Below are 23,724 nucleotides of genomic sequence, written 5' to 3' on the forward strand. Positions count from 1 at the left end.
GCGTTGGTTGGGGACACCGTGCTACCGCAGCAATCGACCCGTTCGGCAAAGTCGAACTTCCTTTCTGGCTACACTCGCCCTCCGATCCCGCGAGCCGCCATGAACGAAGACGCCGCCCTGCTCGACCTTCGTCGCCGCGCACACGACGGCGCGCCTCAGGCGCTGTACCAGCTGGCCTCGGCGCTGGTCGCACGGCACGAGCTGGACGAAGCGTTCACCCTGCACCGCCGCGCAGCGGAAGCCGGACTGGCGAACGCGCAGATCGAATACGCCCGCATGCTGATGTACGGCGTCGGCTGCGATGCGGAACCCGTGCGCGCGGCCGAGTGGCTGCTGCGCGCCGAATCGGCGGGAAGCCCGATCGCGTCGTATTTCCTGGCGCTGATGTCGCTCGGCGGGCGCACGCTGCCGCGCGATGGACGCATCAACGAGCGCGTGCTGCGTGCCGTGCGCGCCGATTACCCGCCCGCCCTGCGCGCGGCTGCGGTGCACTTCGGTCGCAAGGCCGATCCCGCCGACCAGCTGCGCTGCCTGCAACTGCTCGAACGCGGCGCCGGGTTGGGCGACGTGGTCGCGGCGCGGCTGCTGGTCGAGCGCATGAGGCGCGGCGAAGGCGACACGCCACAGCCCGAAGCCGCCGCCGATCTGCGCGCGCAGTTGCAGGCGATCGGCATCGGGCCGTTGCCGGAGATCGTGGTGCCGGACTACGCGCCGAACGCCTCCGCGCCGGGCGTGCTGTCGATGGAAGACGTGCTGCAGCCTGTCGCGCTCACGGCGCAATCCGCGCGCCCGAACGTCGCAACCGTCGACGGCCTGCTCAGCGCCGAGGAATGCCGGCTGCTGATCGCCAATGCCCAAACGCATCTGCAGCGCTCGCGCACGGTCGATCCGGAAACGGGATTGCCGTTCGAGCAAGAGATCCGCACCAGCAGCGACGCCGCCTTCGACGCGATCCTGGAAGACCTTGCGCTGCGCTGCGTGCAACTGCGCATGGCCTCCGCCGCCGGGTTGCCGCTGGATCATGCCGAGCACCTGGTGGTGCTGCGCTACGAACCCGGCCAGGAGTATCGTCCGCATCGCGATTACCGCCCGCCCAGTTCGATCGAACGCGATCGCCCCGACGCCGGCAATCGCCTGCGCACCATCTGCGTGTACCTCAACACGGTCGAGGCCGGTGGGCAGACCGAGTTTCCGGTTGCCGGGCTCAAGGTCGAACCGCGGCCGGGGCGCGCGGTGGTGTTCGAGAACCTGCACGCCGACGGCACGCCCGACCCGGATTCGCTGCACGCGGGGCTTCCCGTGGAGCGCGGGGAGAAATGGCTGGCGACGCTCTGGCTGCGGCAGGCCCCGTACCGGCGCTTCTGAACGGAAGTTACTGAACGGGCGGCGCCCTCCAAGCCGTCCGTCGGCATGCCTGTCCCTCCCGGCCGATTGGATTAGACTGTCGCGCCTGCGGCGGGGTCATGGACCCCACTTGCAGCGGCATTTCCATTTCGATTCAACGACTTACCCATCACAGTTGGCGTAAAGCGCGACGCGCAACCTCTCGCGCCAACAGCGGAGCACCCGATGATTTTCGAAACGCTGGACACCTTCGGCCACGAGCAGGTCGTGTTTTGCCACAACAAGGACGCGGGCCTGAAGGCCATCATCGCGATCCACAACACCGTGCTCGGTCCGGCCCTCGGCGGTACGCGCATGTGGCCGTACAAGACCGAGCAGGACGCGCTCAACGACGTGCTCCGCCTCTCGCGCGGCATGACCTACAAGAACGCGGTCGCCGGCCTGAACATCGGCGGCGGCAAGGCGGTGATCATCGGTGATCCGGCCGCCGACAAGTCCGAGGCGCTGTTCCGCGCGTTCGGCCAGTTCGTCGAATCGCTGGGCGGCCGCTACATCACGGCCGAAGACGTCGGCATCGACGTCAACGACATGGAATACGTGTACCGCGAGACCGAGTACGTCACCGGCGTGCACCAGGTCCACGGCGGTTCGGGCGACCCGTCGCCGTTCACCGCGTACGGCACGCTGCAGGGCCTGATGGCCACGCTGAACAAGCGCTTCGGCGACGAGGAAGTCGGCAAGTACTCCTACGCCGTGCAGGGCCTGGGCCATGTCGGCATGGAGTTCGTGAAGCTGCTCAAGGAGCGCGGCGCGAAGATCTTCGCAACCGACATCAACAAGGGCCTGGTCGACAAGGCCGTTTCGGAATACGGCGTGGAAGCCGTGGGCCTGGACGAGATCTACGACGTGCCGGCCGATGTGTACTCGCCGTGCGCGCTGGGCGGCACCGTCAACGAAGGCACCCTGCCCCGCCTGAAGGCCAAGGTCATCTGCGGCGCGGCCAACAACCAGCTGGCCAACAACGCCATCGGCGACGAAGTGGCCAAGCGCGGCATCCTGTACGCACCGGACTACGCGGTGAACGCGGGCGGTGTGATGAACGTGGCGCTGGAACTCGACGGCTACAACCGCGAGCGCGCCATGCGCATGATGCGCACGATCTACCACAACCTCGCGCGCATCTTCGAGATCGCCGAGCGTGACGCGATCCCGACCTACCGCGCGGCCGACCGCCTGGCGGAAGAGCGCATCACCGCGATCGGCAAGCTGAAGCTGCCGCTGGGCCGTTCGGCTCCGCGCTTCCAGGGGCGCATCCGCGGCGGGCATTAATTCCGTCTTGCGGTTCGGACTGATGTCGAGAACGCCCGGCTTGTCCGGGCGTTTTCTTTTTTCCGCTTGGGTGCGCCGATGCGTCGCGGTGTTCTTTACCGTCATCCCCGCGTTCTTTACCGTCATCCCCGCGCAGGCGGGGATCCATGCATCCGACGTATCACCTCCTACGAATGGCGTGATGCGCTTGCAGTTGGATTCCCGCCTTCGCGGGAATGACGCGCAAAGGTGACGTTCGAGCCAGACCGCTTGCGTCCGGCGTCCGCCGGGCTGACGGAATAACGGGGCGCTGGATACCACCAAAGTCACCGACAAACGGCTCTTTTTTCAGGCGATTCCGAAAGACGCAGCAAGTCCGTCGGCGCACAGTGGCCTTCCCCCCATCGGAGTCGCCGCCATGCGCATCGCCCTTCCCCTTGCCGCGCTGTTCCTCACTGCCGCCTTCGTCGCGCATGCCGGCGACGGCCGCATCGACTACGACCATCAGGACCAGTGGCAATCCGCGCACGACATGGCGCAGTCGCCCATCGACATCGTCACGCATGACGCCGTCTCCGCACGCGACGACGAGCCGCAGGCGCTGGTGTTCGAGCACACGCACGCGCCGATGGAAGCCGTCGACAACGGCCACGCGGTGGAAGTCGAAACCCATTCGACGCAGGCCACGATCCGCGGCCGCCACTTCACGCTGGCGCAGTTCCATTTCCACGCCGCGAGCGAACACACCCTCGACGGCAAGCACTACCCGCTCGAAGGCCATTACGTGTTCAAGGCGCAGGACGGCCGGCTCGCCGTGGTCGGCGTGATGTACGAAGCGGGCAAGCCGAACGCGCAGGCGCAGGCGGTGCTCGACAACCTCGCGCACGCGAAGCACGCGCCGGAAGAGGTCGACATCGACGCGCTACTGCCGGCGAACCGCGGCTACTACCACTACCTGGGCTCGCTGACGACGCCGCCGCTCACCGAGAACGTCGAGTGGTACGTGCTGCCGACGCCGGTCGCGATGTCGCGCAGGCAGATCGACGCGTTCCTGGCGCACTACCGCCACAACAACCGCAACGTGCAGCCGCTGAACGGCCGTCCGCTGGTGCATTCCGAAGGCTGATCGCGACCGCACGCCCGCTCTGGCGCGCCCCGCACCGTTGCGTACGGTGGCGGGGCGCGCTGCTTTCCAGGCCCTTGGCCCGGCGGTTTTATTGCACCGCACGACGACCGTTTCACCGCGCGCCCCTAGAATTGACGCATCGCGCGTCGGCCTGCCACGCGTCCTCCTTCCGCCACACACAGGATTCCCATGCGCCCTTTCCCTCTCGGTGACGAAATCGATGCCCTGCGCGATGCCGTGCGACGTTTCGCCGAGGCCGAGATCGCACCGCGCGCAGCGCAGATCGACGAGGAGAACTGGTTCCCGCAGGACCTGTGGCCGAAGCTCGGCGAAATGGGCCTGCTCGGCATGACCGTCCCGGGCGAATACGGCGGCAGCGACATGGGCTACCTCGCGCACCTGGTCGCGATGGAAGAGATCTCGCGCGCGTCCGGTTCGGTGGGCCTGAGCTACGGCGCGCATTCGAATCTGTGCGTGAGCAACCTCTACGCGAACGGCACGCAAGCGCAGCGCCAGAAGTACCTGCCGAAGCTGTGCAGCGGCGAATGGAAGGGCGCGCTGGCGATGAGCGAGCCGGGTGCGGGTTCGGACGTGGTCGGTTCGATGAGCTGCCGCGCCGAGCTTCGCGATGGCGTGTGGGTCGCCAACGGCAACAAGATGTGGATCACCAACGGCCCCGAGGCCGACGTGCTCATCGTCTACATGCGCACCGCCGGCAAGGACGCGGGCAGCCAGTGCATGACGGCGTTCCTCGTCGAGAAGGGCATGAAGGGTTTCTCCACCGCGCAGAAGCTCGACAAGTTCGGCATGCGCGGCTCCAACACCTGCGAGTTGGTGTTCGAGGACTGCGAGATTCCGGCCGAAAACGTGCTGGGCGAAGTGAACCGCGGCGTGAAGGTGCTGATGAGCGGCCTCAACACCGAGCGGCTCGTGCTGACCGGCGGGCCGATCGGGCTGATGCAGGCCGCGCTCGACATCTCCCTGCCCTACGTGCGCGAGCGCAAGCAGTTCAACGCGGCCATCGGCACCTTCGGGCTGATGCAGGGCAAGATCGCCGACATGTACACCGCGCTGCAGTCCAGCCGCGCGTTCGCCTACCAGGTGGGCCGCGATTTCGACGCGGGCCATCGCAGCCGCGTCGATGCGGCCTCGTGCCTGCTGCATGCGTCCGAAGCGGCAGTGCAGGTCGCGCTGGAAGGCATCCAGGCACTGGGTGGCAACGGCTACATCAACGAATTCCCGACCGGCCGCATCCTGCGCGACGCGAAGCTCTACGCCATCGGCGCGGGCACCAACGAGATCCGTCGCATGCTGATCGGCCGAGAGTTGTTCGAAGAGCGGCATTGAGCCGATCTGCCCGCCTCGGCGGTGTGCACTGAAAACAGAACGGCCGCCCTGGGGCGGCCGTTTTGCTATCGGTGGATCAGAACCCCGCAGACCAGTTGAGCATCGCCTGCGTCCAGGTCTGGCCGTGGTCGTTGCGTGCATCGAGGTCGAGGCTCAGGCGGCTGCCGTTGCGCAACCACGTGCCGACGCCGAAGCCGAGCACGCCGACATCGCGATCGAGCGCCCCGCCCACGATCGGCGACCACACGTCGAGCGCGGTGAAACGCGCCTGGACGTCGCCGCCGGACTGCGACAGCAGGCGCTGCCATTCCATGCGCGCCTGCAGGTCCCACTGCGCCGAACCGATGCTCCACTGCGTCGCATAGCGCGCGCCGAGCAGCGCCTGGCTGACGCGCATCGACGAGCCGTCGGCGCTCAAGCCGAAACCGGATGCGCCGTTCTCGCTGAAACCGTCGCGCTCGAGCTGGAGGTTCTGCACGCCGACGTACGGCGTGATGCGGCCTTCGCCGACGTGCATCGGCAGGCCGGCCTGCATGCCGACGCTCGCGTAGCGCTGCGCGTAATCGGTTCCGAGGCGGAACGCGTCGACGCCGAGCAGCACGTCGCGACGCGTCCAGCGCTGCATGCGTCCGACGGCGAGACTGCCGAGCAGGTAGCCCTGCCCCAGGTCGTAGCTGGCGTAGAACTGCGCTTCGAGCTGGCGGTTGTGTTCGCGATCGAAGCGTTGTTCGTGATGCGCCCAGCCTTCGGTCTGCGCGAGCGCGGCGCCGACGGTAAGCGCGCCGAGGCGGCGATCCTGGCCGGCCATCCAGCCTTCGGCCTGCATGTCGAAACGCGCGAGCGCACGCTGCGAGTCCAGGTCGTCGAACCAGGCGCCGCCGAGCGGCGCCTCCTGCAGCGCGTCGATACGCGATTCCAGCGCGCGACGGTTGCCTTCGATCGCCATCATCGCGAATGAAGCGTCGGCGACGTGCAGTTCGCCGGAGAGGCTGGCGAGCGAACGTTCCGCCGCGGCGGCGTCGGGCGTGCCCTGGAAGGCGATCGCGCCGGCGAGCACGTCGTTGCTGGCGCCTTCGCCGTTGGCGATGCTCGCGTCGATCTGGTCCATCGCACCTTCCATGCGCTGCGCGCTGGACAGCGAGGTGGCCGTCAGCCCGAGCGAGGACGCGGTGGTGGCGACATCGGCACGCGACAGCAGCAGCGAGACGTCGGTCGCCGCATACGCGACGGAACCGGCGACGAACGGCGACCACGTGACCGTCGCGAACGTGCCGCTCACGGAGGCGGCATTGAGGAAGGTCTCGCGCGTGGGCGTGTTGATGCTCGGCGTGGCGATGATGTAGTTCGGCGCGCGGCCGGTCAGTCGCAGTTCGCCGCCCAGGGTCGCCGTGCCGGACACGTCCAGGTGCGCGCCGATCTGCAGTTCCATCGCGCCGCTGGCGTTGTTGCGCAAGCTCGACATGGCGTACGTCGCGCCCTGCGCGGTATCGCCGCCGAGGAATTCGATGGTGCCGGAGTTGTCGAGCGAGCCGACGTTGGCCGACACCGGATTGCCCTGCAGGCCTGCGCGAAGGCGAAGGCGTCCGCTGCCCTGCACGGTCGCGCCGCCCGGCATCGCACGCTGCACTTCGAGGATGCCTGCCTCGACCGTGGTGCGGCCGGTGTAGGTGTTGGCGCCGGTCAGCGCGAGCGTGCCCGCGCCGCGCTTGCGAAGCCCGCCGCTGCCGGCGATGGGATTGCTCCACGGACGGCTGGTACCGCCGACGTCGACCGACACCTCGCCCCAGTCGAAACGACCCGGTCCGTTGATCGCGCGGCCGACGTTGAGCAGGCCGTAGCCGAAGATGCCGTCCGGCCCCGGCGTACCGAGGTCCGTCGCGGTGCCGAGCAGCGTCTGCCGCACCAGGTCGTTGGTGAAGTACGGGAAGGCCTGCCACACCAGCGCCGCCGCACCCGACACCTGCGGCGCGGCGAACGACGTGCCCGAGCCCTTCCAGTACGTGGGCGCAGTCGGGCCGTCGGTGGCCCCGGTGAACACCGTCGTGCCCGGGGCCGCGAGGCAGTAACGCACCGCGATGCCGCATGCGTTCGCGTAGACGGCGCCGTCCGGACCGACGTCGAGCTGCTGCACGTTGTTCGGATTGACCGCGGTCACCGCGAGCCAGCCGCGTTCCAGGTCCGCCGCCGGCAACGTGCCGTTCGGGCCCGGCTGGCTTGGCAGTCCGGCCATGCTGTCGGGGTTCGCGCGCGCGTCGTTGCCGGTGGCGAAGACCACCAGGCCGTTGTTGCCCAGCACGAAGGGGCGGTACTCGTCGGCGATCGGATTGGTCGCGACGGTGTTGGTCCAGTACAGGCCGCCCCAGGAGTTGTTCATGATCCGCACGCCGCTGCTGATCAGCTGCTGGTGGATCTCGCGCAGGCCCAGTTCGCCATCGACTTCATTGCCCTGTCCACTGCCGTCATCGCTCGGCGGCTTGTCGGCGAGGATGCGCGCCGACACGATCTGCGCGCCGGGCGCGATACCGCCAGGCCACGCACCGAACGGCGTACCGGCGGCGAGCTGCGCGACTTCCGTTCCGTGGCCGAGCACGTCATCGACCTGCAGGTTGTTCGGCGGGGACGACACGTAGTTGAAGTTCGCCACCACGCGCGGCGCGAGCGCCGGGTGGTTGCGCATCACGCCGCTGTCGAGCACGCCGATGCGCAGCCCTGCGCCGGTGAAACCGGCCTGGTGCGCCGGCGCCGTGTTGGTCAGTGCGATGTGCTGGCTGTAGGCGGGATTGGGCGTGCTGACCACGGGCGCGGTGGGCGTCGTGGGAGGGGGCGTCGTCGGCGCAGTCGGAGGTTGCGGCCCGTACAGCGGCGGCGTTTCGCGAACGTTGCCGCCACCACCGCCGCCACAGGCGGCAAGACCCATCAGCCCCGTGCACAGCAGGACGCTGCGCATCGCGGTCACCAATTCCTTCTGCGTGTATTGCATGACGCTCCCCGTAAAGATCGCATCGCTCCCCAGCGATCGCGAAAAACGAGTATTGACCCAAACCGGATCGTCCACAATCGGTACGCACGATCCGGTGATGAGATCCACGCCACACGCCACAATTCGCGCACATCGATGAACGCCATGAACGCGCTCCACACCCGGTCCCTGCGCCGCGACGACTGGACCACGATCGAAACGCTGTTCGGCCCGCGCGGCGCATGCGGCGGCTGCTGGTGCATGTGGTGGCGCGTGCCGATGGGTGGACGCACGTGGGACGCGGCGAAGGGCGAACCCAACCGCGCCGCGTTTCGCAAACTGGTCAACTCGGGGAAGGCATCGGGCGTGCTCGCCTTCCATGGGGACGAGCCGGTCGGCTGGTGCGCCATCGGTCCGCGCGCGGACTTCCCGCGTGTCGAGCGAAGCAAGGCGCTGGTGCGCCCATGGTCGCCCGCGACGTGGTCGCTCAACTGTCTGTATGTCCCCGCGCCGTGGCGGGGCCGGGGCGTGGCGCGGGCGCTGGTGGCCGGCGCCATCGACCTGGCACGGCAGCAGGGGGCTGAGGAAGTGGAGGCCTACCCGCAATCGCTCGATCCCGGCGAGCGTCAGGGCGGCGCGTTCGTCTGGACGGGCGTTCCTTCCCTTTATGAGCCGTTGGGGTTCCAGCGACAGGGGCCGCCCGGGCGCGGTCGGGCGCTTTACCTGCTGAAGCTCGCCCGACCCCGGTTTGCCGCGGCGCAGCACGCCCCCGCATAATCGGCGGGTTCCGGCCCGCGCCGGCGCGGTCACAGTCCGTCTTCTGCTGGAGTTCCCATGAGCGACGTCGTCATCGTCGGTGCCAAGCGCACCGCCATCGGTTCCTTCCTCGGCCAGTTCACCGGCGTCCCGACCCCCGCGCTGGGCACGGCCGCCATCAAGGGTGCGCTGGAGCACGCCGGCGTCGCCGCCGAACAGGTCGACGAGGTCATCATGGGCTGCGTGCTGCCGGCCGGTCTCGGCCAGGCGCCCGCGCGCCAGGCCGCGCTCGGTGCAGGCCTGCCCACCTCCGCCGGCTGCACCACCATCAACAAGGTCTGCGGCTCGGGCATGAAGTCGATCATGCTCGCGCACGATCTGATCAAGGCCGGCTCGGCGCAGGTAATCGTGGCCGGCGGCATGGAGTCGATGACCAATGCGCCGCACCTGCTCAACAACTCGCGCACCGGCATCCGTTACGGCAGCGCGGAGTTCCTCGACCACATGGCGTGGGACGGCCTGACCAACCCGTACGACGGCAAGGCGATGGGCGTGTTCGGCGACATGGCGTGCGAGAAGTACGGCTTCGATCGCGAAGCGCTCGATGCGTATTCCACCGAAAGCGCACGTCGCGCGCAGGCCGCGGTGAGCGGTGGTGCGTTCAAGGACGAAGTCGTGCCGGTGACCGTCAAGGGTCGCAAGGGCGAGGTCGTCGTCGACACCGACGAGGAGCCGGGCAAGATCGACCTGGCGAAGATCCCGACGCTGCGCGCGGCGTTCGGCAAGGACGGCGTGCTGACCGCCGCCTCGTCTTCCAAGATTTCCGACGGCGCCGCCGCCGCCGTGCTGATGAGCGCCGAGGAAGCCGGCAAGCGCGGACTGAAGCCGCTTGCGCGCATCGTCGCGCACGCCGGCCACGCGCAGGCGCCCGAGTGGTTCACCACCGCGCCGGTGAAAGCGATTTCAAACGTGCTGGCCAAGGCCGGCTGGTCGGTCGAGGACGTTGACCTGTTCGAGGTCAATGAAGCGTTTTCCTGTGTGGCCATGGCGCCGATGAAGGACCTGGGCATCTCGCACGAGAAGCTCAACGTCAACGGCGGCGCTGTTGCCCTGGGGCATCCCATCGGCGCCAGTGGTGCGCGTCTGGTCGTGACGTTGCTGCACGCGCTTCGTGCACGCGGCGTCAAGAAGGGCGTGGCATCGCTGTGCATCGGGGGTGGCGAGGCTACCGCTGTCGCCATCGAGCTGTTATAAGACGTTAAGAACGCATTACCTAAAAAAAACCGGCCAAGCCGCTTGACACGCGTCACCGGCTTGTCATCATGTTATTGACGCGCAATTGCGCGTTGCCTAACTAAACGACGAGGATAAAAATCATGACCTTCAACAAGGCGCTGATCGCCCTGGCTATGGTTGCCGCTCTGGCCGCCTGCTCGAACCAGAAGCAGGCTGACGAAGCCGCTGCTGACGCCGCCGCTGCTTCGACCGAAGCCGCTGCTGCCGCCACCGACGCCGCTGCTTCGGGCGACGCCGCTGCTGCCGACGCTGCCCAGGCCGCTGCCGACACCGCTGCCCAGGCTGCTGACGCCGCCGCCGCTTCGGCCGACGCCACCGCCGCCGCTGCTGCTCCGGCCGCTGCCGACGCTGCTGCCGACGCCGCTTCGCAGGCTGCTGACGCTGCCGGCCAGGCTGCTGACGCCGCCGACCAGGCTGCTGAAGCTTCGAAGGAAGAGAAGAAGTAATCACTGCGGGCAAGCAATTGCCCGAGTGACTTCCTCTCGAAAAAGCCGCCGGATTCCGGCGGCTTTTTCTTTTGGTGCGATTGATTTGCAGCGACACGGTCCTGCGGACGCATGCGCGATGCATCGCGTGCAGTGCACGAATCGAACGCGCGCCGTCGCTGACGGCACGACGCCACCGCCCTGCTGAGAGCCCCGACGGTTTCTCCGTGATTCATCTGCCCGGACGCACCGCGACCGGACGATGACTTTTTCTTCGCGCGCCCGCTGGCATCGTGCGCCCCGGCTGGGACCCAACCCCGTCAATCGGAGAAACCCAATGAACACCAAGCTTTACGCTGCCATTGCCATGACCGTCGCCGCGCTGTCGCTGTCGGCCTGCCATCAGGCAGACACGCAGAGCGAAGCGGCCGAAGCCGCCGACGCTGCCCACCAGGCAGCCGACGCCTCCGCCAACGCCGCGCAGGAATCGGCCGAAGCCGCCGCTGCCGCCACGAGCGAAGCCGCCGACCGCGCAAGCGTCGCGGTGGACAACGCGGCGGAGCGTTCGCGCGAAGTCGCCAACGACGCTGCGGCCGGCGCTGCTGCCGCCACTGCCGACGCCGCACAGGCCACCGCCGATGCGGCGAGCAAGGTCGCCGAGAAGGCCGACAACGCCGCCGAGAAGGCCGAGCAGGAAGCCGCCGAACGCAAGTAAGGCGCTGCCGCCAGGCCGCGATACGTTCCATGGGAAGGGCCCGCTCGCGCGGGCCTTTCCTTTTGGCGTGATGCCCCATCACGACGCCTGTGCGCCGCCGACACGACCCGCGCAATTGGCCGAAGCCTGCGCTTTATGGTCTGATGCCGCATCTTCCGCACGCCGCTGCATCGATGCCCGCACTGACTTCCAACATCGATCCCCGCTCGCAGGATTTCCAGGACAACGTCGCCTACCATCGCGCGCTGGTCGACGAACTGGATGCCCGCCTCGCACGCGCAGCCGGCGGTGGCGGCGAAAAGGCGCGCACCAAGCACACCGAACGCGGCAAGCTGCTCGCACGCGACCGCATCGCCGCATTGCTCGATCCGGGCTCGCCGTTCCTGGAAATCGCACCGCTCGCCGCCGAAGGCATGTACGACGATGCGGCGCCAGCCGCCGGCATGGTCTGCGGCATTGGTCGCGTGATGGACCAGGAAGTCGTGATCGTCGCCAACGACGCGACGGTCAAGGGCGGCACGTACTTCCCGATGACGGTGAAAAAGCACCTGCGCGCGCAGGAAGTGGCGCGCGAGAACCGCCTGCCCTGCGTGTACCTCGTCGATTCGGGCGGCGCGTTCCTGCCGCTGCAGGACGAGGTGTTCCCCGACAAGGAACACTTCGGCCGCATCTTCTACAACCAGGCGCGGTTGAGCGCGGAGAACATCCCGCAGGTCGCCGTCGTCATGGGTTCGTGCACCGCCGGCGGCGCATACGTGCCGGCAATGTGCGACGAATCGATCATCGTCAAGGAACAGGGCACGATCTTCCTCGGGGGCCCGCCGCTGGTGAAGGCCGCCACCGGCGAAGTCGTCGACGCCGAAGCGCTCGGCGGCGCCGACGTGCACACCAGCATCTCGGGCGTGGCGGACCATTTCGCCGAGGACGACCGCCACGCGTTGCAGATCGCGCGCGACATCGTCGGCACGTTCAACCGCCGCAAGACGCTGCCGGTCGCGGTGCGCGAATCGCGCGAACCGGCGTATCCGCCCGGCGAGTTGTACGGCATCGTGCCGAAGGACACGCGCCGTCCGTTCGACATCCGCGAAGTGATCGCGCGCGTGGTGGACGGCAGCGAGTTCCAGGAGTTCAAGGCGCGCTACGGCAAGACGCTGGTCACCGGCTTCGCGCATGTGCATGGCTATCCCGTGGGCATCGTCGCCAACAACGGAATTTTGTTCGCCGAAAGCGCGCTCAAGGGCGCGCACTTCATCGAACTGTGCAACCAGCGCGGCATCCCGCTCGTGTTCCTGCAGAACATCACCGGTTTCATGGTCGGGCGCAAATACGAGAACGCCGGCATCGCGAAGGACGGCGCGAAGATGGTGACGGCCGTGGCGTGCTCGCACGTGCCGAAGTTCACCGTCGTGATCGGCGGCAGTTTCGGCGCGGGCAACTACGCGATGTGCGGCCGCGCGTACGGCGCGCGCTTTTTGTGGATGTGGCCGAACGCGCGCATCAGCGTGATGGGCGGCGAGCAGGCCGCGAGCGTGCTGGCGACGGTGAAGCGCGACGGCATCGAGGCCGCCGGCAAAACGTGGTCGAGCGAGGAGGAAGATGCCTTCAAGGCGCCGATCCGCGAGCAGTACGAATCGCAAGGCAATCCGTATTACGCGACGGCGCGCCTGTGGGACGACGGCATCATCGATCCGGCCGACACGCGGCGCGTGCTCGGCCTTGCGCTTTCTGCAAGCTTCAACGCGCCCATCGAAAGCGCGCCGGGCGACGGCAGCACGCGCTTTGGCGTGTTCCGCATGTAACGCCCTCCCGGCTGCAGGCGGCCTGCTTCGGATTCAGGGAGGTGATCCGCAAATGAACGAGCCCAACCAGCCGACGATTGGGTGAGGCGAGTCACACGCAGGGTGAATTGGCGGGCGTAGCCTCGGGTGGGTTGCACCCCGATCTCTGCACCCCCGTGCATTGCCCCGCCCCTGCCAATCGAGGAAGTGCGTCATGGCGATTTTCAATTCCCCACAGCCCTCCACGCCCAAGCGCGACAACGGCCCTGCCCCGTCCAATCCCACCGAGTCCGCGCTGCCGAAGGAACCGGCACGCGACGAGTTCTCCTTCGGCGCGCCCAAGCCCGCCGCCACCAGCGCTGCTGCACCCGCGCCCGCGCCGACACAGGCGTCGAACCCGCGTCCTGCCGAACGCGAAGGCAAGGAATCGGTGATCGCCGCCGACCTGTCGATCGAAGGCAAGATCAACGGCGCCGGCCACATCCGCATCGCCGGCCGCTTCAAGGGCGACGTCCACGTCGAAGGCGACCTGACCATCGAAGTCGGCGCGAAGGTCAACGGCGGCGTGCGTGCGCGCAAGGTCGTGATCGCCGGCGAGCTGGAAGGCAACGTCGAGTCGGCGCAGCACGTCGAACTGCTCGAAGGCGGCGTGGTGGTCGGCGACATCAAGGCCGGCGTGGTGAGCATCGCCCCGGGTTCGCGCATGCGCGGCCAGGTCGACTTCGGCTTCGACGATCGCGACGCCCGCAGCAGCGGCAAGTCCGACAAGCACGACAAGGCCGACAAGGGCGAACCGAAGACCGAGGCGTCCGCCGCGTCATGAGCCTCGCGCGCCCCGGCACACCCGGCGCGACGCGGACGTGCCCGCACTGTAAGACGACGATCCTGGAAAGCGCGAACGTCTGTCCCTCGTGCCGGCATCACCTGCGTTTCGATCCGGACGCCGCGCAATCCGCGCAGCTGCGGTCGGTGCCGCTGCGCGTGGAGGGCACGATCAAGCCGCCGCCGGGCGACAACGCGCTGGAGTACTCGGTGGTACTCACCATCCGCAACGCGGACGGCGAGGAAATCGAGCGCCAGGTGATGGGCGTGGGTGCGTTGTTCAACGGCGAGGAGCGCTCGTTCACGCTGGAAGTCGAGGCCGTCGAAGTGCGTGGGTATCGGGCTCGGCGGAAGCACTAGCTCCGCTCGAACCCGTCGGCTCGCAACCTGCCCCTCTCCTGCTTGCGGGAGAGGGGTTGCGAGCAGCCTCAGTAGCGCCGCCTCAGTGCCGCTTGGGCTCCGAAGGCCCGCAGCTGTTGCATCCGCCGCACGCGCCGTCGTTCGACATCGCCGGCGGTGCGATCTGCCGACCCAGTTTCTGCATCCACGGCGCGCGCCCGCCACGCACCATCGGAACCGCGATGGCCAGGCGCAAGCGGCGCACCGCGTTCGGGAACTGCCGCTTCGCGACGAACCACGCGCTGAAGACCACCGCCACGGCGATGATCGCGTACTGCGCGAGCAGGCCGGCGTCCATCGTCAGCCCGCGCCCAGCGCCACGGCGACGTGGTACGTCACGAAGGACGCCAGGTACGCCAGTCCGAACAGATAGCCGGTGGCGATGGCCACCTGCTTCCAGGAGTTGGTTTCGCGCTTGATCGTCGCCAGCGTCGAGATGCACTGCGGCGCGTAGATGAACCACACCAGCAGCGACAGCGCGGTGGCCAGCGACCACGAGCCGGTGATGATCGGCGACAGCGCCTGCGCGGCAGCTTCGTCGTTGGCGGCCGACAGCGCGTACACGGTCGCCAGCGACGACACGGCGACTTCGCGCGCGGCGAGGCCGGGAATCAGCGCGATGCAGATCTGCCAGTTGAAGCCGACCGGCGCGAACACCGCCGTCAGCGCGTGGCCGATGCGGCCGGCGAAGCTGTAGTCGATGGCCGGGCCCGTCGCGCCGGCCGGCGCCGCCGGGAACGACAGCAGGAACCACAGCAGGATCGTCAGCGCGAGGATGATGCCGCCGACGCGGCGCAGGAAGATCCACGCGCGTTCCCACAGGCCGATGAGCAGATCGCGCGGGTGCGGGATGCGGTACGACGGCAGTTCGAGCAGCAGCGCGTGCTCGCTCTTGTCGCGTCGCCACTTCTTCATGATCCACGCCACCGCCAGCGCGCTGGCGATGCCGGCCGCGTACAGCGCGAACAGCACGAGTCCCTGCAGGTTGAGCAAACCGCCGGCGACCTGCCGCTGCGGAATGAAGGCACCGATCAGCAACGCGTACACCGGCAGGCGCGCCGAGCACGTCATCAGCGGCGCGACCAGGATGGTGGCGAGGCGGTCGCGAGGGTCCTGGATCGAGCGCGTCGCCATGATGCCCGGGACAGCGCAGGCGAAGCTCGACAGCAGCGGGATGAACGAGCGTCCGGACAGGCCCGCCTTCGACATGAGGCGATCCAGAAGGAACGCCGCGCGCGGCAGGTAGCCCGATTCCTCGAGCGCGAGGATGAAGGCGAACAGGATCAGGATCTGCGGCAGGAACACCACCACGCTGCCGAGGCCGGCGATGATGCCGTCGACCAGCAGGCTGCGCAGCGGGCCATCGGGCAACGCGTTGCCGAGCGTCTCGCCCAGCAGGCCGGTGCCGCCTTCGATGAGGTCCATCAGCGGCGTCGCCCAGGCGTACACGGCCTGGAAGATCAGGAACATGACAATCGCCAACGACACGAGCCCCATCACCGGATGCAGCAGCCACCTGTCCAGCACGTCGTCCACCTCGGCGGTGCGGCGCGGCATGGTCACGGCCAGCGACAGCAGGCGGCGCGTTTCGGCGTGCAGCGCGTCGGGGTCGTGGACGAGCTCGGCCGGCAGGTGCGACGTGGGTTCGTGCAGCTTGCCGGCGACGCGGTCGAGCATTGCGACGAGCTCGCGCGCGCCGCCATTGCGCACCGCGACGGTCGGCACGACGGGCACGCCGAGTTCGCGCTCCAGCGCGGCGAGGTCGACTTCGATGCCGCGACGCTTGGCGGCATCCATCATGTTGACGGCGAGCACCATCGGCCGGCCGAGTTCGCGCACTTCCAGCGCGAAACGAAGATGCAGGCGCAGGTTGGTCGCATCGACCACGCACACCAGCACGTCCGGCGCGGGTTCGCCGGGATAGAAGCCGCGGCAGACATCGCGCGCGACCGCTTCGTCCAGGCTCGCCGCGTGCAGGCTGTAGGCGCCCGGCAGATCGAGCACCGCGTAATGGCGGCCCGAGGGCGCGTGGAAGCGGCCTTCCTTGCGCTCCACCGTGACACCGGCGTAGTTCGCGACCTTCTGCCGGCTGCCGGTGAGCTGGTTGAACAGCGCCGTCTTGCCGCAATTGGGGTTGCCGATGAGCGCGACGCGCACGCTATGCGCCGCGGCGCTCTGCACGGCCGCCACGCCCTTCACCGCACCTTCCGCCGCGCTCATGCGATCGCTCCGTCGACGATGGCGTCGAGCGACACGCGTACCCGCGCCGCTTCGGTGCGACGCAGCGCGAAACGGGTGAAGCCGACCTGCACCAGCAGCGGTTCCTTCGACACCGGCCCGGCCGCCATCACTTCCACCCGTTCGCCGCGCACGAAGCCCAGCTCGCGCAGGCGGCGCGCGATCGCATCGTTGGGCGCCAGGTCCTCGACGGCGTCGACGGTGGCGGCGGTACGGCGTGGCAGTTCGGACAGCTTCAAGGTTCACCTGTGGGCCGGTCCGCCGCGGGGCGACGGGCCGACAAGATGGGAATCGTTCTCAATTGTAGCACCCGGTCCGCCGAACGCGGTTGCAGCATGGCCGTTGGAAGGCACCGGCTATCATTCGCCAGACTCCAACAAGCATTCCGGCCGATGACCAATCCGCTGTTGAACCTGCGCGAAGGGCCCGTCGCCCGGCTGCGACTGAATCGTCCGGAGCTGCACAACGCCTTCGACGCCATGCTGATCGCCGCGCTGACCGGCGCGCTGGAGGCCGTGGCCGAGGACGACAGCGTCCGGGTGGTGGTGCTGGAAGGCGAAGGGCCCTCGTTCTCGGCCGGCGCGGACCTCAACTGGATGCGCGGCATGGCCGCCGCCAGCGAGGAGGCCAACCGCACCGATTCCCTCGCCCTCGCCCGCCTGATGCGGACCCTGGACGAACTGCCCCGCCCGACCGTCGCCCGCGTGCAGGGCGCGGCGTTCGGCGGCGGCGTCGGGCTGGTGGCCTGCTGCGACATCGCCATCGCCGCCACCGACGCGAAGTTCGGCCTGACCGAAAGCAAGCTGGGCCTGCTGCCGGCGGTGATCTCGCCGTACGTGCTCGATGCCATCGGCCCGCGCCAGGCGCGCCGCTGGTTCGCCACGGCGGAAATCTTCGATGCCGCGACCGCGCTGGAGATCGGCCTGCTGCACCAGGTCGTCGAAGGCGACGCGCTCGACGCCGCGGTGCAGCGTCAGGTCGACCTGCTGCTGAAGGCCGGCCCGCACGCCAGCGCGCAGGCGAAGTCGCTGGTGCGGCGCGTGGCATTCGAACGCGACCGCGACCGGCTCGACCACGACAACGCCGCGCTGATCGCGCGCCTGCGCGTATCGGACGAAGGACAGGAAGGCCTCACGGCGTTCCTCGACAAGCGCAAGCCGCGCTGGTGCCAGTAAGCACTACGGAGAAACGACATGCTCGACCACACCGGTATCACCGTTTCCGACTACGCCCATTCGCGCGCTTTCTACGAGCGCATCCTCGGCGTGCTCGACTACGGCATCGTCATGGACGTGACGAAGGAACAAAGCGGCGGCTACGAAGGCTGCGGCTTCGGTGACAAGAAGCCCGACTTCTGGATCGGCACCGGCGACACGCCGAGCACCGGCGTGCACATCGCATTCGTCGCGGCCTCGCGCGCGGCGGTCGACGAATTCCACGCCATCGCCCTGCAGCACGGTGCACGCGACAACGGCGCCCCGGGCCTGCGACCGCACTACCACCCGAACTATTACGGCGCCTTCGTGATCGACTTCGACGGCAACAACATCGAAGCCGTGTGCCACCGTCCCGAGTGACCCCATGCCCCAGCACCGCCTGTTCGACAAAGTCCTGATCGCCAATCGCGGCGAAATCGCCTGCCGCGTCATCCGCACCTGCCGGCGCCTGGGCATCCGCACCGTCGCGGTGTATTCCGAAGCCGATGCCGACGCGCAGCACGTGCGCCAGGCGGACGAAGCGTGGCCCATCGGCGGCCCGCGTCCGCAGGACAGCTACCTGCGCGGCGAGGCGATCATCGAGGTCGCATTGAAGTCCGGCGCGCAGGCCGTGCACCCGGGGTACGGCTTCCTCAGCGAAAACGCCGATTTCGCCGACGCCGTCGAAGCGGCCGGCATCGCCTTCATCGGCCCGAAGGCCGCGTCCATGCGCAAGATGGGCAGCAAGGCCGGTGCGAAGGAGTTGATGCAGGCCGCGGGCGTGCCCGTCGTTCCCGGCTACACCGGAGAGGACCAGTCGCCCGAGCGCCTGCAACGCGAGGCGGACGCCATCGGTTATCCGCTGATGATCAAGGCCGCGCACGGCGGCGGCGGCAAGGGCATGCGCATCGTGCGCACGAGCGGCGAGTTCGCGGCGAACCTGCAAAGCTGCCAGCGCGAGGCCGCCAACGCCTTCGGTCGGGACCGCGTGCTGCTCGAGCGCTACGTCGAGAAACCGCGCCACATCGAGATCCAGGTCTTCGCCGACACGCACGGCAACGCGATCCACCTCAACGAACGCGAGTGCTCGGCGCAGCGGCGTTACCAGAAGGTGCTGGAGGAATCGCCCTCGCCGTTCCTCACGCCGGACCTGCGCCGTGCGATGGGCGATGCCGCGGTGCTCGCCGCGCGCTCGATCGACTACGTCAACGCCGGCACCGTCGAGTTCATCGTCGGGCAGGACGGCGGCTTCTACTTCATGGAAATCAACACGCGCCTGCAGGTGGAGCATCCCGTCACCGAGATGGTGACCGGGCTCGACCTGGTCGAATGGCAGCTGCGCGTGGCGGCCGGCGACGCGCTGCCGCTGGCGCAGGACGCCATCGCGCAGGACGGCCACGCGATCGAAGTGCGCCTGTACGCCGAAGACCCGGACGCGGGCTTCCTTCCGGGTTCGGGCAGGCTCGAACGGTTGCGCCTCCCGCATGCCAGCGAGGGTGTGCGCATCGATTCGGGCGTGGTGGAAGGCGACACCGTCACCATCTTCTACGACCCGATGATCGCCAAGCTCATCGTCCACGCCGCCGACCGCCCCGCCGCGCTCGCGCGGCTGCGCAGCGCGCTGGCGTCGTGCGACATCGCCGGTCCGAAATCGAACATCGAATTCCTCGAACGCCTCGCGCGCCATCCGGCGGTGGTGGATGGCACGATCGATACCGGCTACCTCGACCGCCACCTCGACGAGTTCCTCGCGACCGCCGAGGAAGACATCACGGAGCGGCTGCTTGCCGGCTCCACCGCGCTGCTGCTCGCGCAGGAACACGACACCCGTACGCGCGCGGCGGCGTCGACCGACCCGACCTCGCCGTGGGCCATCGCCGACGGCTGGCGCCTGGGCCACGGCGGCCACCGCAGCCTGGCGTTCCTGCACGGCGACACCCGCGTCGAACTGCACGCGCAAGGCGCCGCGGGCGAGTACCGGATCGAGCTGGCCGGCCAGTCGCATCGGGTCGAGGGCGCGCGCATCGGCCCGGAAGGCACGCTCAGCCTGCGCATTGGCGGACATGGACGCCGCTTTACGTTCGAACTGGATACGCTGGCCGAAGGTCGCCAGCGTCTGGTGGTGCACGATGGCGAACGCCGCCTGCGCCTGCTGGGGGTGCCGATGTATCGCCACGAGCGCAGCGGCGGCGGCAGCGCCGGCCACCACGTGCTCGCGCCGATGCCGGGGCGCGTGGTGCTGGTGAAGGCCGCCGAGGGCGATGCCGTGGAGTCCGGACAGGAGCTGATGGTGATCGAAGCGATGAAGATGGAGCTCAGCCTGAAGGCGCCGCGCGCGGGGACCATCGCGCAGGTGCGCGCGGCCGCGGGCGACTTCGTCGAGGCCGATGCCGTGCTCGTCGCGCTGGCGCAGGACGAATGAGGCCGGCCACCATGAAGTCCTCCGTCCGCATCGTCGAAGTCGGCCCGCGCGACGGGTTGCAGAACGAAAAGGCGACGATAGCGACCGCCGACAAGATCGAGCTGATCGACCGGCTGTCCGACACCGGCCTCCGCAGCATCGAGGCGACGAGTTTCGTCAGCCCGAAATGGGTGCCGCAGCTGGCCGACGCGGCGGACGTATTCGCCGGCATCCAGCGCAGACCCGGCGTGCGCTATCCCGTGCTGGTGCCGAACGAACAGGGTTACGAACGCGCCCGCGCGGTTGGCGTGGACGAGATCGCCGTGTTCACCGCGGCGTCGGAGGCGTTCAACCGCAAGAACATCAACGCCTCCATCGACGAGTCGCTGCAACGCTTCGCGCCGGTGATGGAACGCGCGCGCGCCGACGGCGTCGCCGTGCGCGGTTATGTCTCCACCGTGCTCGGATGCCCCTATCAGGGCGAGGTGCCGCTCACCGACGTGGTGCGCGTCGCGCGTGCGCTGCACGAGATGGGCTGCTACGAGGTCTCCCTCGGCGACACCATCGGCGTCGGCACGCCGGGCAAGGCGCGCGCGATGCTGCTCGCGGTCGCGTCCGAAGTGCCGGTCAACGCGCTCGCCGTGCACTTCCACGACACCTACGGACAGGCGCTCGCCAACGTGCTCGCGTGCCTGGAGGAAGGCGTGGCGGTGGTGGACGCCGCGGTGTCCGGCACCGGCGGGTGCCCGTACGCCAAGGGCGCGAGCGGCAACGTGGCGACCGAGGACGTCGTGTACATGCTGCACGGCCTCGGCATCGAGACCGGTATCGACCTGCCCAGACTCGCCGACACCGGCCGGTGGCTCGCCTCGAAACTCGGGCGCGAAACCGGCAGCAAGGTCGGCAAGGCACTGACCACCACCTGACCGGTCGACCACATGAAGCGACGCACGCCCGCGCAGGACACCGCCCCGCCCACTCCGGCGGACGCGACTTCCACGCTGGCGGCGTTGCAGGAGGCGGCCCGCGACGAGGCCCTTCCCGCCGCAACGCGCGAACTGCTGCTGCAGGCGCATGCGGCGCTGGCGACATCGCTGGCCGAATGCGAAGCCGAACGCGCGCGGTATCGCACGCTGTTCGACGCGGTCCCGGATCCGGTGAGCATCATCGCGTGGGACGGCACCGTGCTCGACCTCAACAAGGCCGGCATGGATGCGTACCGCCGGCCGCGCGAGGAAATCGTCGGCCAGCCGATCGAAACGCTCAATCCCGACCTGCCGCAGGACCACATGGTCCCAGTGTGGGAAACACTCAATCGCGGCGACACCTATGTCGTGGAAGTCACCAACATGCGCGGCGACGGCACGCGCTTTCCGGTCGAAGTGCACACCGCCGGGCTCACCTTCGACGGCCACAAGGCGATGGTCGCCGTCGCGCGCGACCTGAGCAGCCGCCACACCGCCGAACTGCGCTATCGCGAGCTGATGGAAGCGGTGGATCGTGGCATCCTCGTGCAGGACGCGGACCTGCAGATCACCTACGCCAACGTCGCGGCGATGAAGATTCTCGGCGTCGGCGAAGGCGAACTGGTGAACGACGCGCTGCGGGCCGACCAGTGGCTGGTCGTGGACGAGCGCGGGCGCGAGCTGCCGAGCGAACGCTATCCGTCCACGCGCGCGCTGCAGACCGGTCGCATCATCGAAAGCACCCTGCTCGGCCTGTACCACCGCACGCGGCAGCAGCTGATGTGGTTGTCGGTCACCGCGGTGCCGCAGTTCCCGCCCGGCGGCGACAAGCCGCAGCAGGTGTTGTCGCTGTTTTCCGACGTCACCGCGCTCAAGCGCGACAGCACGCTGTTCGATCGCGCGCAGAGCATGGCGCACATCGGCGGCTGGGAATGGGACGTCACGCCCGACCGGCTCTACCTCACCGAGGAAGCGCAGCGCATCCTGGGACATCGCCCGGCGCCGGACACCATCGAAGGCATGCTCGCCTGCCTGAGGAGCGAGGATCGCGAACGCCTGCGCGCCTCGCTCGGGCAGGCGATTTCGTTCGGCCGCAACCTCGATCTGGAAGTCCAGGGCCATCGCGCCGACGGCCGCTCGTTCTGGGTGCGCGTGATTGGCGAGGCCGAAGCCGGCGATCCGCTCAACTCGCATCTCACCGGCACGCTGCAGGACATCACCGAACGCAAGCACGACGAGGAAACCCTGCGCGTGCAGGCGCGCAGCGATCCGCTCACCGGGCTGCTCAATCGAGACGCCGTGCTGGCGGAACTGGAAAGCCGGCTCGACGATCCGCTGCGCTCGCAATTGGCGGTGCTGTACGTCGACCTCGATCGTTTCAAGGTCGTCAACGACGTGCTCGGCCACGCCGCGGGCGATCGCCTGCTCGCCTCGGCCGCGCGCCGCATCCAGCGCGCCATCGGCAACGAAGGCCTGATCGCGCGCTTCGGCGGCGACGAGTTCCTGATCCTGTGCGATACCGGCAGCGATCCGTCGCGCCCGGAGCGGATGGCCGACGCGATCCTGGAAATCTTCGGCGACAGCTTCCGCCTGGACGGCGAGGAATTCAGCATCACCGCGAGCATCGGCATCGCGCAGGCGCCGCTGGACGGCGTGCGTTCGCAACAGTTGATCCAGAGCGCCGACGTGGCGATGTACGACAGCAAACGCCGCGGGCGTAACGGCTGGCAGACCTTCACGCCGGAGCTGGCCGAGCAGCAGTTGCATCGTCTCCAGCTGGAGACGCACCTGCGCCGCGCGGTGAACAACGAGGAGTTCCACCTCGTCTACCAGCCGCAGATCGACATGCGCGACGGCAGCGTCGTGGCCGCCGAAGCGCTGATCCGCTGGCGCAATCATTCGCTCGGCGAAATCCGCCCGGACAAGTTCATCGACCACGCCGAAACCACCGGCGACATCGTCGGCATCGGCGATTGGGTGCTCAACGAAGCCTGCCGCCAGATGCGCGAATGGCAGGACGCGGGGCTGAACATCCCGCGCGTGGCGGTGAACGTCTCGTACCGGCAGTTTCTCGGCGAGGACCTCGCCAGCACGGTCGGCGCGGTGCTCGCAGAGTACGGCCTGCCCGGCCACGCGCTGGAACTGGAATTCACCGAACGCGTGCTGATCGAGGACGCGCCCGACACGCTTCGCACCTTCGCCGCGCTGCGCCAGCTGGGCGTGATCCTGACGATCGACGATTTCGGCGAGGGTTACAGCGCGCTGAACTACCTGCGCCGCCTGCCGATCCACGGGCTCAAGCTCAGCCAGCTGTTCGTGCAGGGCGTGCCGGACAACCAGTCCGATGTCGCGATCTGCCAGGCGGTCACCGGTATCGCCCGCAGCCTTGGGCTGGCGCTGGTCGCCGAGGGCGTGGAGACGGAACAGCACCGCGATTTCCTGCTGCAGCTGGGCGTGAACGTGGGCCAGGGCTTCCTGTTCGCCCCCGGCATGACGCCTGAAGAGCTGCGCGAGCGCTATCCGACGGTTGCGTGACGTAAACCTCCGAGCTCCTCTCAGGCCTGGCGAGGCGTTGGGTGGGGTCGAGGCACGACGGTGGCTCCGATCGCCACACGGACGCTGCGCCGATCGCTGCGGGAACCGGCATTC

At 68.5% G+C, this 23,724-nt stretch carries 20 protein-coding genes; 16 read left to right on the forward strand and 4 right to left on the reverse strand.

The features are described from left to right. Nucleotides 1-99 precede the first annotated feature (99 nt). The 4 genes from LA521A_RS11605 (at nt 100) to LA521A_RS11620 (ending at nt 5,125) form a co-directional block, all read left to right on the forward strand. Nucleotides 100-1,365, forward strand: a complete 1,266-nt coding sequence (locus tag LA521A_RS11605; RefSeq protein ID WP_281779064.1) for a 2OG-Fe(II) oxygenase — start codon at nt 100-102, stop codon at nt 1,363-1,365. A gap of 204 nt (nt 1,366-1,569) precedes the next feature. Continuing rightward, nucleotides 1,570-2,673 carry a Glu/Leu/Phe/Val dehydrogenase dimerization domain-containing protein gene (locus tag LA521A_RS11610; RefSeq protein WP_281779065.1) on the forward strand — a complete coding sequence of 368 codons (1,104 nt, stop codon included), beginning with the start codon at nt 1,570-1,572 and terminating at the stop codon, nt 2,671-2,673. A 397-nt stretch (nt 2,674-3,070) separates the two neighbouring features. Then, nucleotides 3,071-3,778 (forward strand): carbonic anhydrase, encoded by a 708-nt coding sequence (locus LA521A_RS11615; protein WP_281779066.1) that lies wholly within the window; start codon nt 3,071-3,073, stop codon nt 3,776-3,778. Nucleotides 3,779-3,967: 189 nt separating this feature from the next. Further along, entirely contained in the window at nt 3,968-5,125 is a 1,158-nt protein-coding gene (locus tag LA521A_RS11620; RefSeq protein WP_281779067.1) for an isovaleryl-CoA dehydrogenase, read from the forward strand. A 76-nt stretch (nt 5,126-5,201) separates the two neighbouring features. Here the strand turns inward: LA521A_RS11620 and LA521A_RS11625 are convergent, their stop codons facing one another. Continuing rightward, the gene (locus LA521A_RS11625) at nt 5,202-8,105 is read right to left on the reverse strand and encodes an autotransporter serine protease (protein WP_281779068.1); all 2,904 of its coding nucleotides are present in this window, start codon (nt 8,103-8,105) and stop codon (nt 5,202-5,204) included. 144 nt (nt 8,106-8,249) lie between these two features. Between LA521A_RS11625 and LA521A_RS11630 the strand changes: the two genes are divergently transcribed. The 7 genes from LA521A_RS11630 to LA521A_RS11660 all read left to right on the forward strand — a co-directional run bounded on the left by LA521A_RS11630 (nt 8,250) and on the right by LA521A_RS11660 (nt 14,236). Further along, on the forward strand, nt 8,250-8,861 hold the full coding sequence (locus LA521A_RS11630) for a GNAT family N-acetyltransferase (RefSeq protein ID WP_281779069.1): 612 nt from the start codon (nt 8,250-8,252) through the stop codon (nt 8,859-8,861). Nucleotides 8,862-8,918: 57 nt separating this feature from the next. Further along, entirely contained in the window at nt 8,919-10,094 is a 1,176-nt protein-coding gene (locus tag LA521A_RS11635) for a thiolase family protein (protein WP_281779070.1), read from the forward strand. A gap of 122 nt (nt 10,095-10,216) precedes the next feature. Next, complete coding sequence (locus tag LA521A_RS11640) at nt 10,217-10,582, forward strand: hypothetical protein (protein WP_115841772.1); 366 nt, start codon at nt 10,217-10,219, stop codon at nt 10,580-10,582. Nucleotides 10,583-10,898: 316 nt separating this feature from the next. After that, the gene (locus tag LA521A_RS11645; RefSeq protein WP_281779071.1) at nt 10,899-11,276 is read left to right on the forward strand and encodes a hypothetical protein; all 378 of its coding nucleotides are present in this window, start codon (nt 10,899-10,901) and stop codon (nt 11,274-11,276) included. A 173-nt stretch (nt 11,277-11,449) separates the two neighbouring features. Next, nucleotides 11,450-13,075, forward strand: a complete 1,626-nt coding sequence (locus LA521A_RS11650; RefSeq protein WP_281779072.1) for a carboxyl transferase domain-containing protein — start codon at nt 11,450-11,452, stop codon at nt 13,073-13,075. Between the two features lie 193 nt (nt 13,076-13,268). Continuing rightward, on the forward strand, nt 13,269-13,877 hold the full coding sequence (locus tag LA521A_RS11655; protein WP_281779073.1) for a bactofilin family protein: 609 nt from the start codon (nt 13,269-13,271) through the stop codon (nt 13,875-13,877). Next, a complete protein-coding gene (locus LA521A_RS11660; protein WP_281779074.1) occupies nt 13,874-14,236 on the forward strand; it encodes a hypothetical protein in 363 nt (120 codons plus the stop codon). The genes LA521A_RS11655 and LA521A_RS11660 overlap by 4 nt, the downstream gene beginning before the upstream one ends. 82 nt (nt 14,237-14,318) lie before the next feature. Here LA521A_RS11660 and LA521A_RS11665 read toward each other — a convergent pair whose 3' ends face one another. The 3 genes from LA521A_RS11665 to LA521A_RS11675 are packed head-to-tail and all read right to left on the reverse strand — an operon-like array spanning nt 14,319 to nt 16,752. Beyond that, nucleotides 14,319-14,573 (reverse strand): DUF6587 family protein, encoded by a 255-nt coding sequence (locus LA521A_RS11665; RefSeq protein ID WP_281779075.1) that lies wholly within the window; start codon nt 14,571-14,573, stop codon nt 14,319-14,321. Between the two features lie 2 nt (nt 14,574-14,575). After that, nucleotides 14,576-16,495, reverse strand: coding sequence for a ferrous iron transport protein B (gene feoB / locus LA521A_RS11670; RefSeq protein ID WP_281779076.1), 1,920 nt, complete (start codon nt 16,493-16,495; stop codon nt 14,576-14,578). Next, nucleotides 16,492-16,752, reverse strand: a complete 261-nt coding sequence (locus LA521A_RS11675; protein ID WP_281779077.1) for a FeoA family protein — start codon at nt 16,750-16,752, stop codon at nt 16,492-16,494. The genes feoB and LA521A_RS11675 overlap by 4 nt, the downstream gene beginning before the upstream one ends. Before the next feature lie 153 nt (nt 16,753-16,905). Here LA521A_RS11675 and LA521A_RS11680 point away from each other — a divergent pair, with 153 nt between their 5' ends. Genes LA521A_RS11680 through LA521A_RS11700 form a run of 5 tightly spaced genes read left to right on the forward strand, consistent with a single transcriptional unit; the run spans nt 16,906 to nt 23,610 of the window. Then, the gene (locus LA521A_RS11680) at nt 16,906-17,688 is read left to right on the forward strand and encodes an enoyl-CoA hydratase-related protein (RefSeq protein ID WP_281779078.1); all 783 of its coding nucleotides are present in this window, start codon (nt 16,906-16,908) and stop codon (nt 17,686-17,688) included. Nucleotides 17,689-17,706: 18 nt separating this feature from the next. Then, nucleotides 17,707-18,090, forward strand: coding sequence for a VOC family protein (locus tag LA521A_RS11685; protein ID WP_281779079.1), 384 nt, complete (start codon nt 17,707-17,709; stop codon nt 18,088-18,090). Nucleotides 18,091-18,094: 4 nt separating this feature from the next. Then, entirely contained in the window at nt 18,095-20,131 is a 2,037-nt protein-coding gene (locus LA521A_RS11690; RefSeq protein ID WP_281779080.1) for an acetyl-CoA carboxylase biotin carboxylase subunit, read from the forward strand. An 11-nt stretch (nt 20,132-20,142) separates the two neighbouring features. Next, the gene (locus tag LA521A_RS11695; RefSeq protein ID WP_281779081.1) at nt 20,143-21,036 is read left to right on the forward strand and encodes a hydroxymethylglutaryl-CoA lyase; all 894 of its coding nucleotides are present in this window, start codon (nt 20,143-20,145) and stop codon (nt 21,034-21,036) included. 12 nt (nt 21,037-21,048) lie between these two features. Further along, nucleotides 21,049-23,610, forward strand: a complete 2,562-nt coding sequence (locus LA521A_RS11700; RefSeq protein WP_281779082.1) for a sensor domain-containing protein — start codon at nt 21,049-21,051, stop codon at nt 23,608-23,610. The last annotated feature ends 114 nt before the right edge of the window (nt 23,611-23,724 follow it).

The sequence above is a fragment of the Lysobacter auxotrophicus genome, assembly GCF_027924565.1.
GTDB lineage: Bacteria > Pseudomonadota > Gammaproteobacteria > Xanthomonadales > Xanthomonadaceae > Lysobacter_J > Lysobacter_J auxotrophicus.

Excerpts from the sequence above, each read along its gene's own strand:
- LA521A_RS11680 (WP_281779078.1), top strand. The coding sequence starts at position 16,906 with ATGACCAATCCGCTGTTGAACCTGCGCGAAGGGCCCGTCGCCCGGCTG.
- LA521A_RS11605 (WP_281779064.1), top strand. The coding sequence starts at position 100 with ATGAACGAAGACGCCGCCCTGCTCGACCTTCGTCGCCGCGCACACGAC.
- LA521A_RS11660 (WP_281779074.1), top strand. The coding sequence starts at position 13,874 with ATGAGCCTCGCGCGCCCCGGCACACCCGGCGCGACGCGGACGTGCCCG.
- LA521A_RS11700 (WP_281779082.1), top strand. The coding sequence starts at position 21,049 with ATGAAGCGACGCACGCCCGCGCAGGACACCGCCCCGCCCACTCCGGCG.
- LA521A_RS11695 (WP_281779081.1), top strand. The coding sequence starts at position 20,143 with ATGAAGTCCTCCGTCCGCATCGTCGAAGTCGGCCCGCGCGACGGGTTG.
- LA521A_RS11655 (WP_281779073.1), top strand. The coding sequence starts at position 13,269 with ATGGCGATTTTCAATTCCCCACAGCCCTCCACGCCCAAGCGCGACAAC.
- LA521A_RS11635 (WP_281779070.1), top strand. The coding sequence starts at position 8,919 with ATGAGCGACGTCGTCATCGTCGGTGCCAAGCGCACCGCCATCGGTTCC.
- LA521A_RS11645 (WP_281779071.1), top strand. The coding sequence starts at position 10,899 with ATGAACACCAAGCTTTACGCTGCCATTGCCATGACCGTCGCCGCGCTG.
- LA521A_RS11685 (WP_281779079.1), top strand. The coding sequence starts at position 17,707 with ATGCTCGACCACACCGGTATCACCGTTTCCGACTACGCCCATTCGCGC.
- LA521A_RS11615 (WP_281779066.1), top strand. The coding sequence starts at position 3,071 with ATGCGCATCGCCCTTCCCCTTGCCGCGCTGTTCCTCACTGCCGCCTTC.
- LA521A_RS11665 (WP_281779075.1), bottom strand. The coding sequence starts at position 14,573 with ATGGACGCCGGCCTGCTCGCGCAGTACGCGATCATCGCCGTGGCGGTG.
- feoB (WP_281779076.1), bottom strand. The coding sequence starts at position 16,495 with ATGAGCGCGGCGGAAGGTGCGGTGAAGGGCGTGGCGGCCGTGCAGAGC.
- LA521A_RS11650 (WP_281779072.1), top strand. The coding sequence starts at position 11,450 with ATGCCCGCACTGACTTCCAACATCGATCCCCGCTCGCAGGATTTCCAG.
- LA521A_RS11630 (WP_281779069.1), top strand. The coding sequence starts at position 8,250 with ATGAACGCGCTCCACACCCGGTCCCTGCGCCGCGACGACTGGACCACG.
- LA521A_RS11690 (WP_281779080.1), top strand. The coding sequence starts at position 18,095 with ATGCCCCAGCACCGCCTGTTCGACAAAGTCCTGATCGCCAATCGCGGC.
- LA521A_RS11625 (WP_281779068.1), bottom strand. The coding sequence starts at position 8,105 with ATGCAATACACGCAGAAGGAATTGGTGACCGCGATGCGCAGCGTCCTG.
- LA521A_RS11620 (WP_281779067.1), top strand. The coding sequence starts at position 3,968 with ATGCGCCCTTTCCCTCTCGGTGACGAAATCGATGCCCTGCGCGATGCC.
- LA521A_RS11640 (WP_115841772.1), top strand. The coding sequence starts at position 10,217 with ATGACCTTCAACAAGGCGCTGATCGCCCTGGCTATGGTTGCCGCTCTG.
- LA521A_RS11610 (WP_281779065.1), top strand. The coding sequence starts at position 1,570 with ATGATTTTCGAAACGCTGGACACCTTCGGCCACGAGCAGGTCGTGTTT.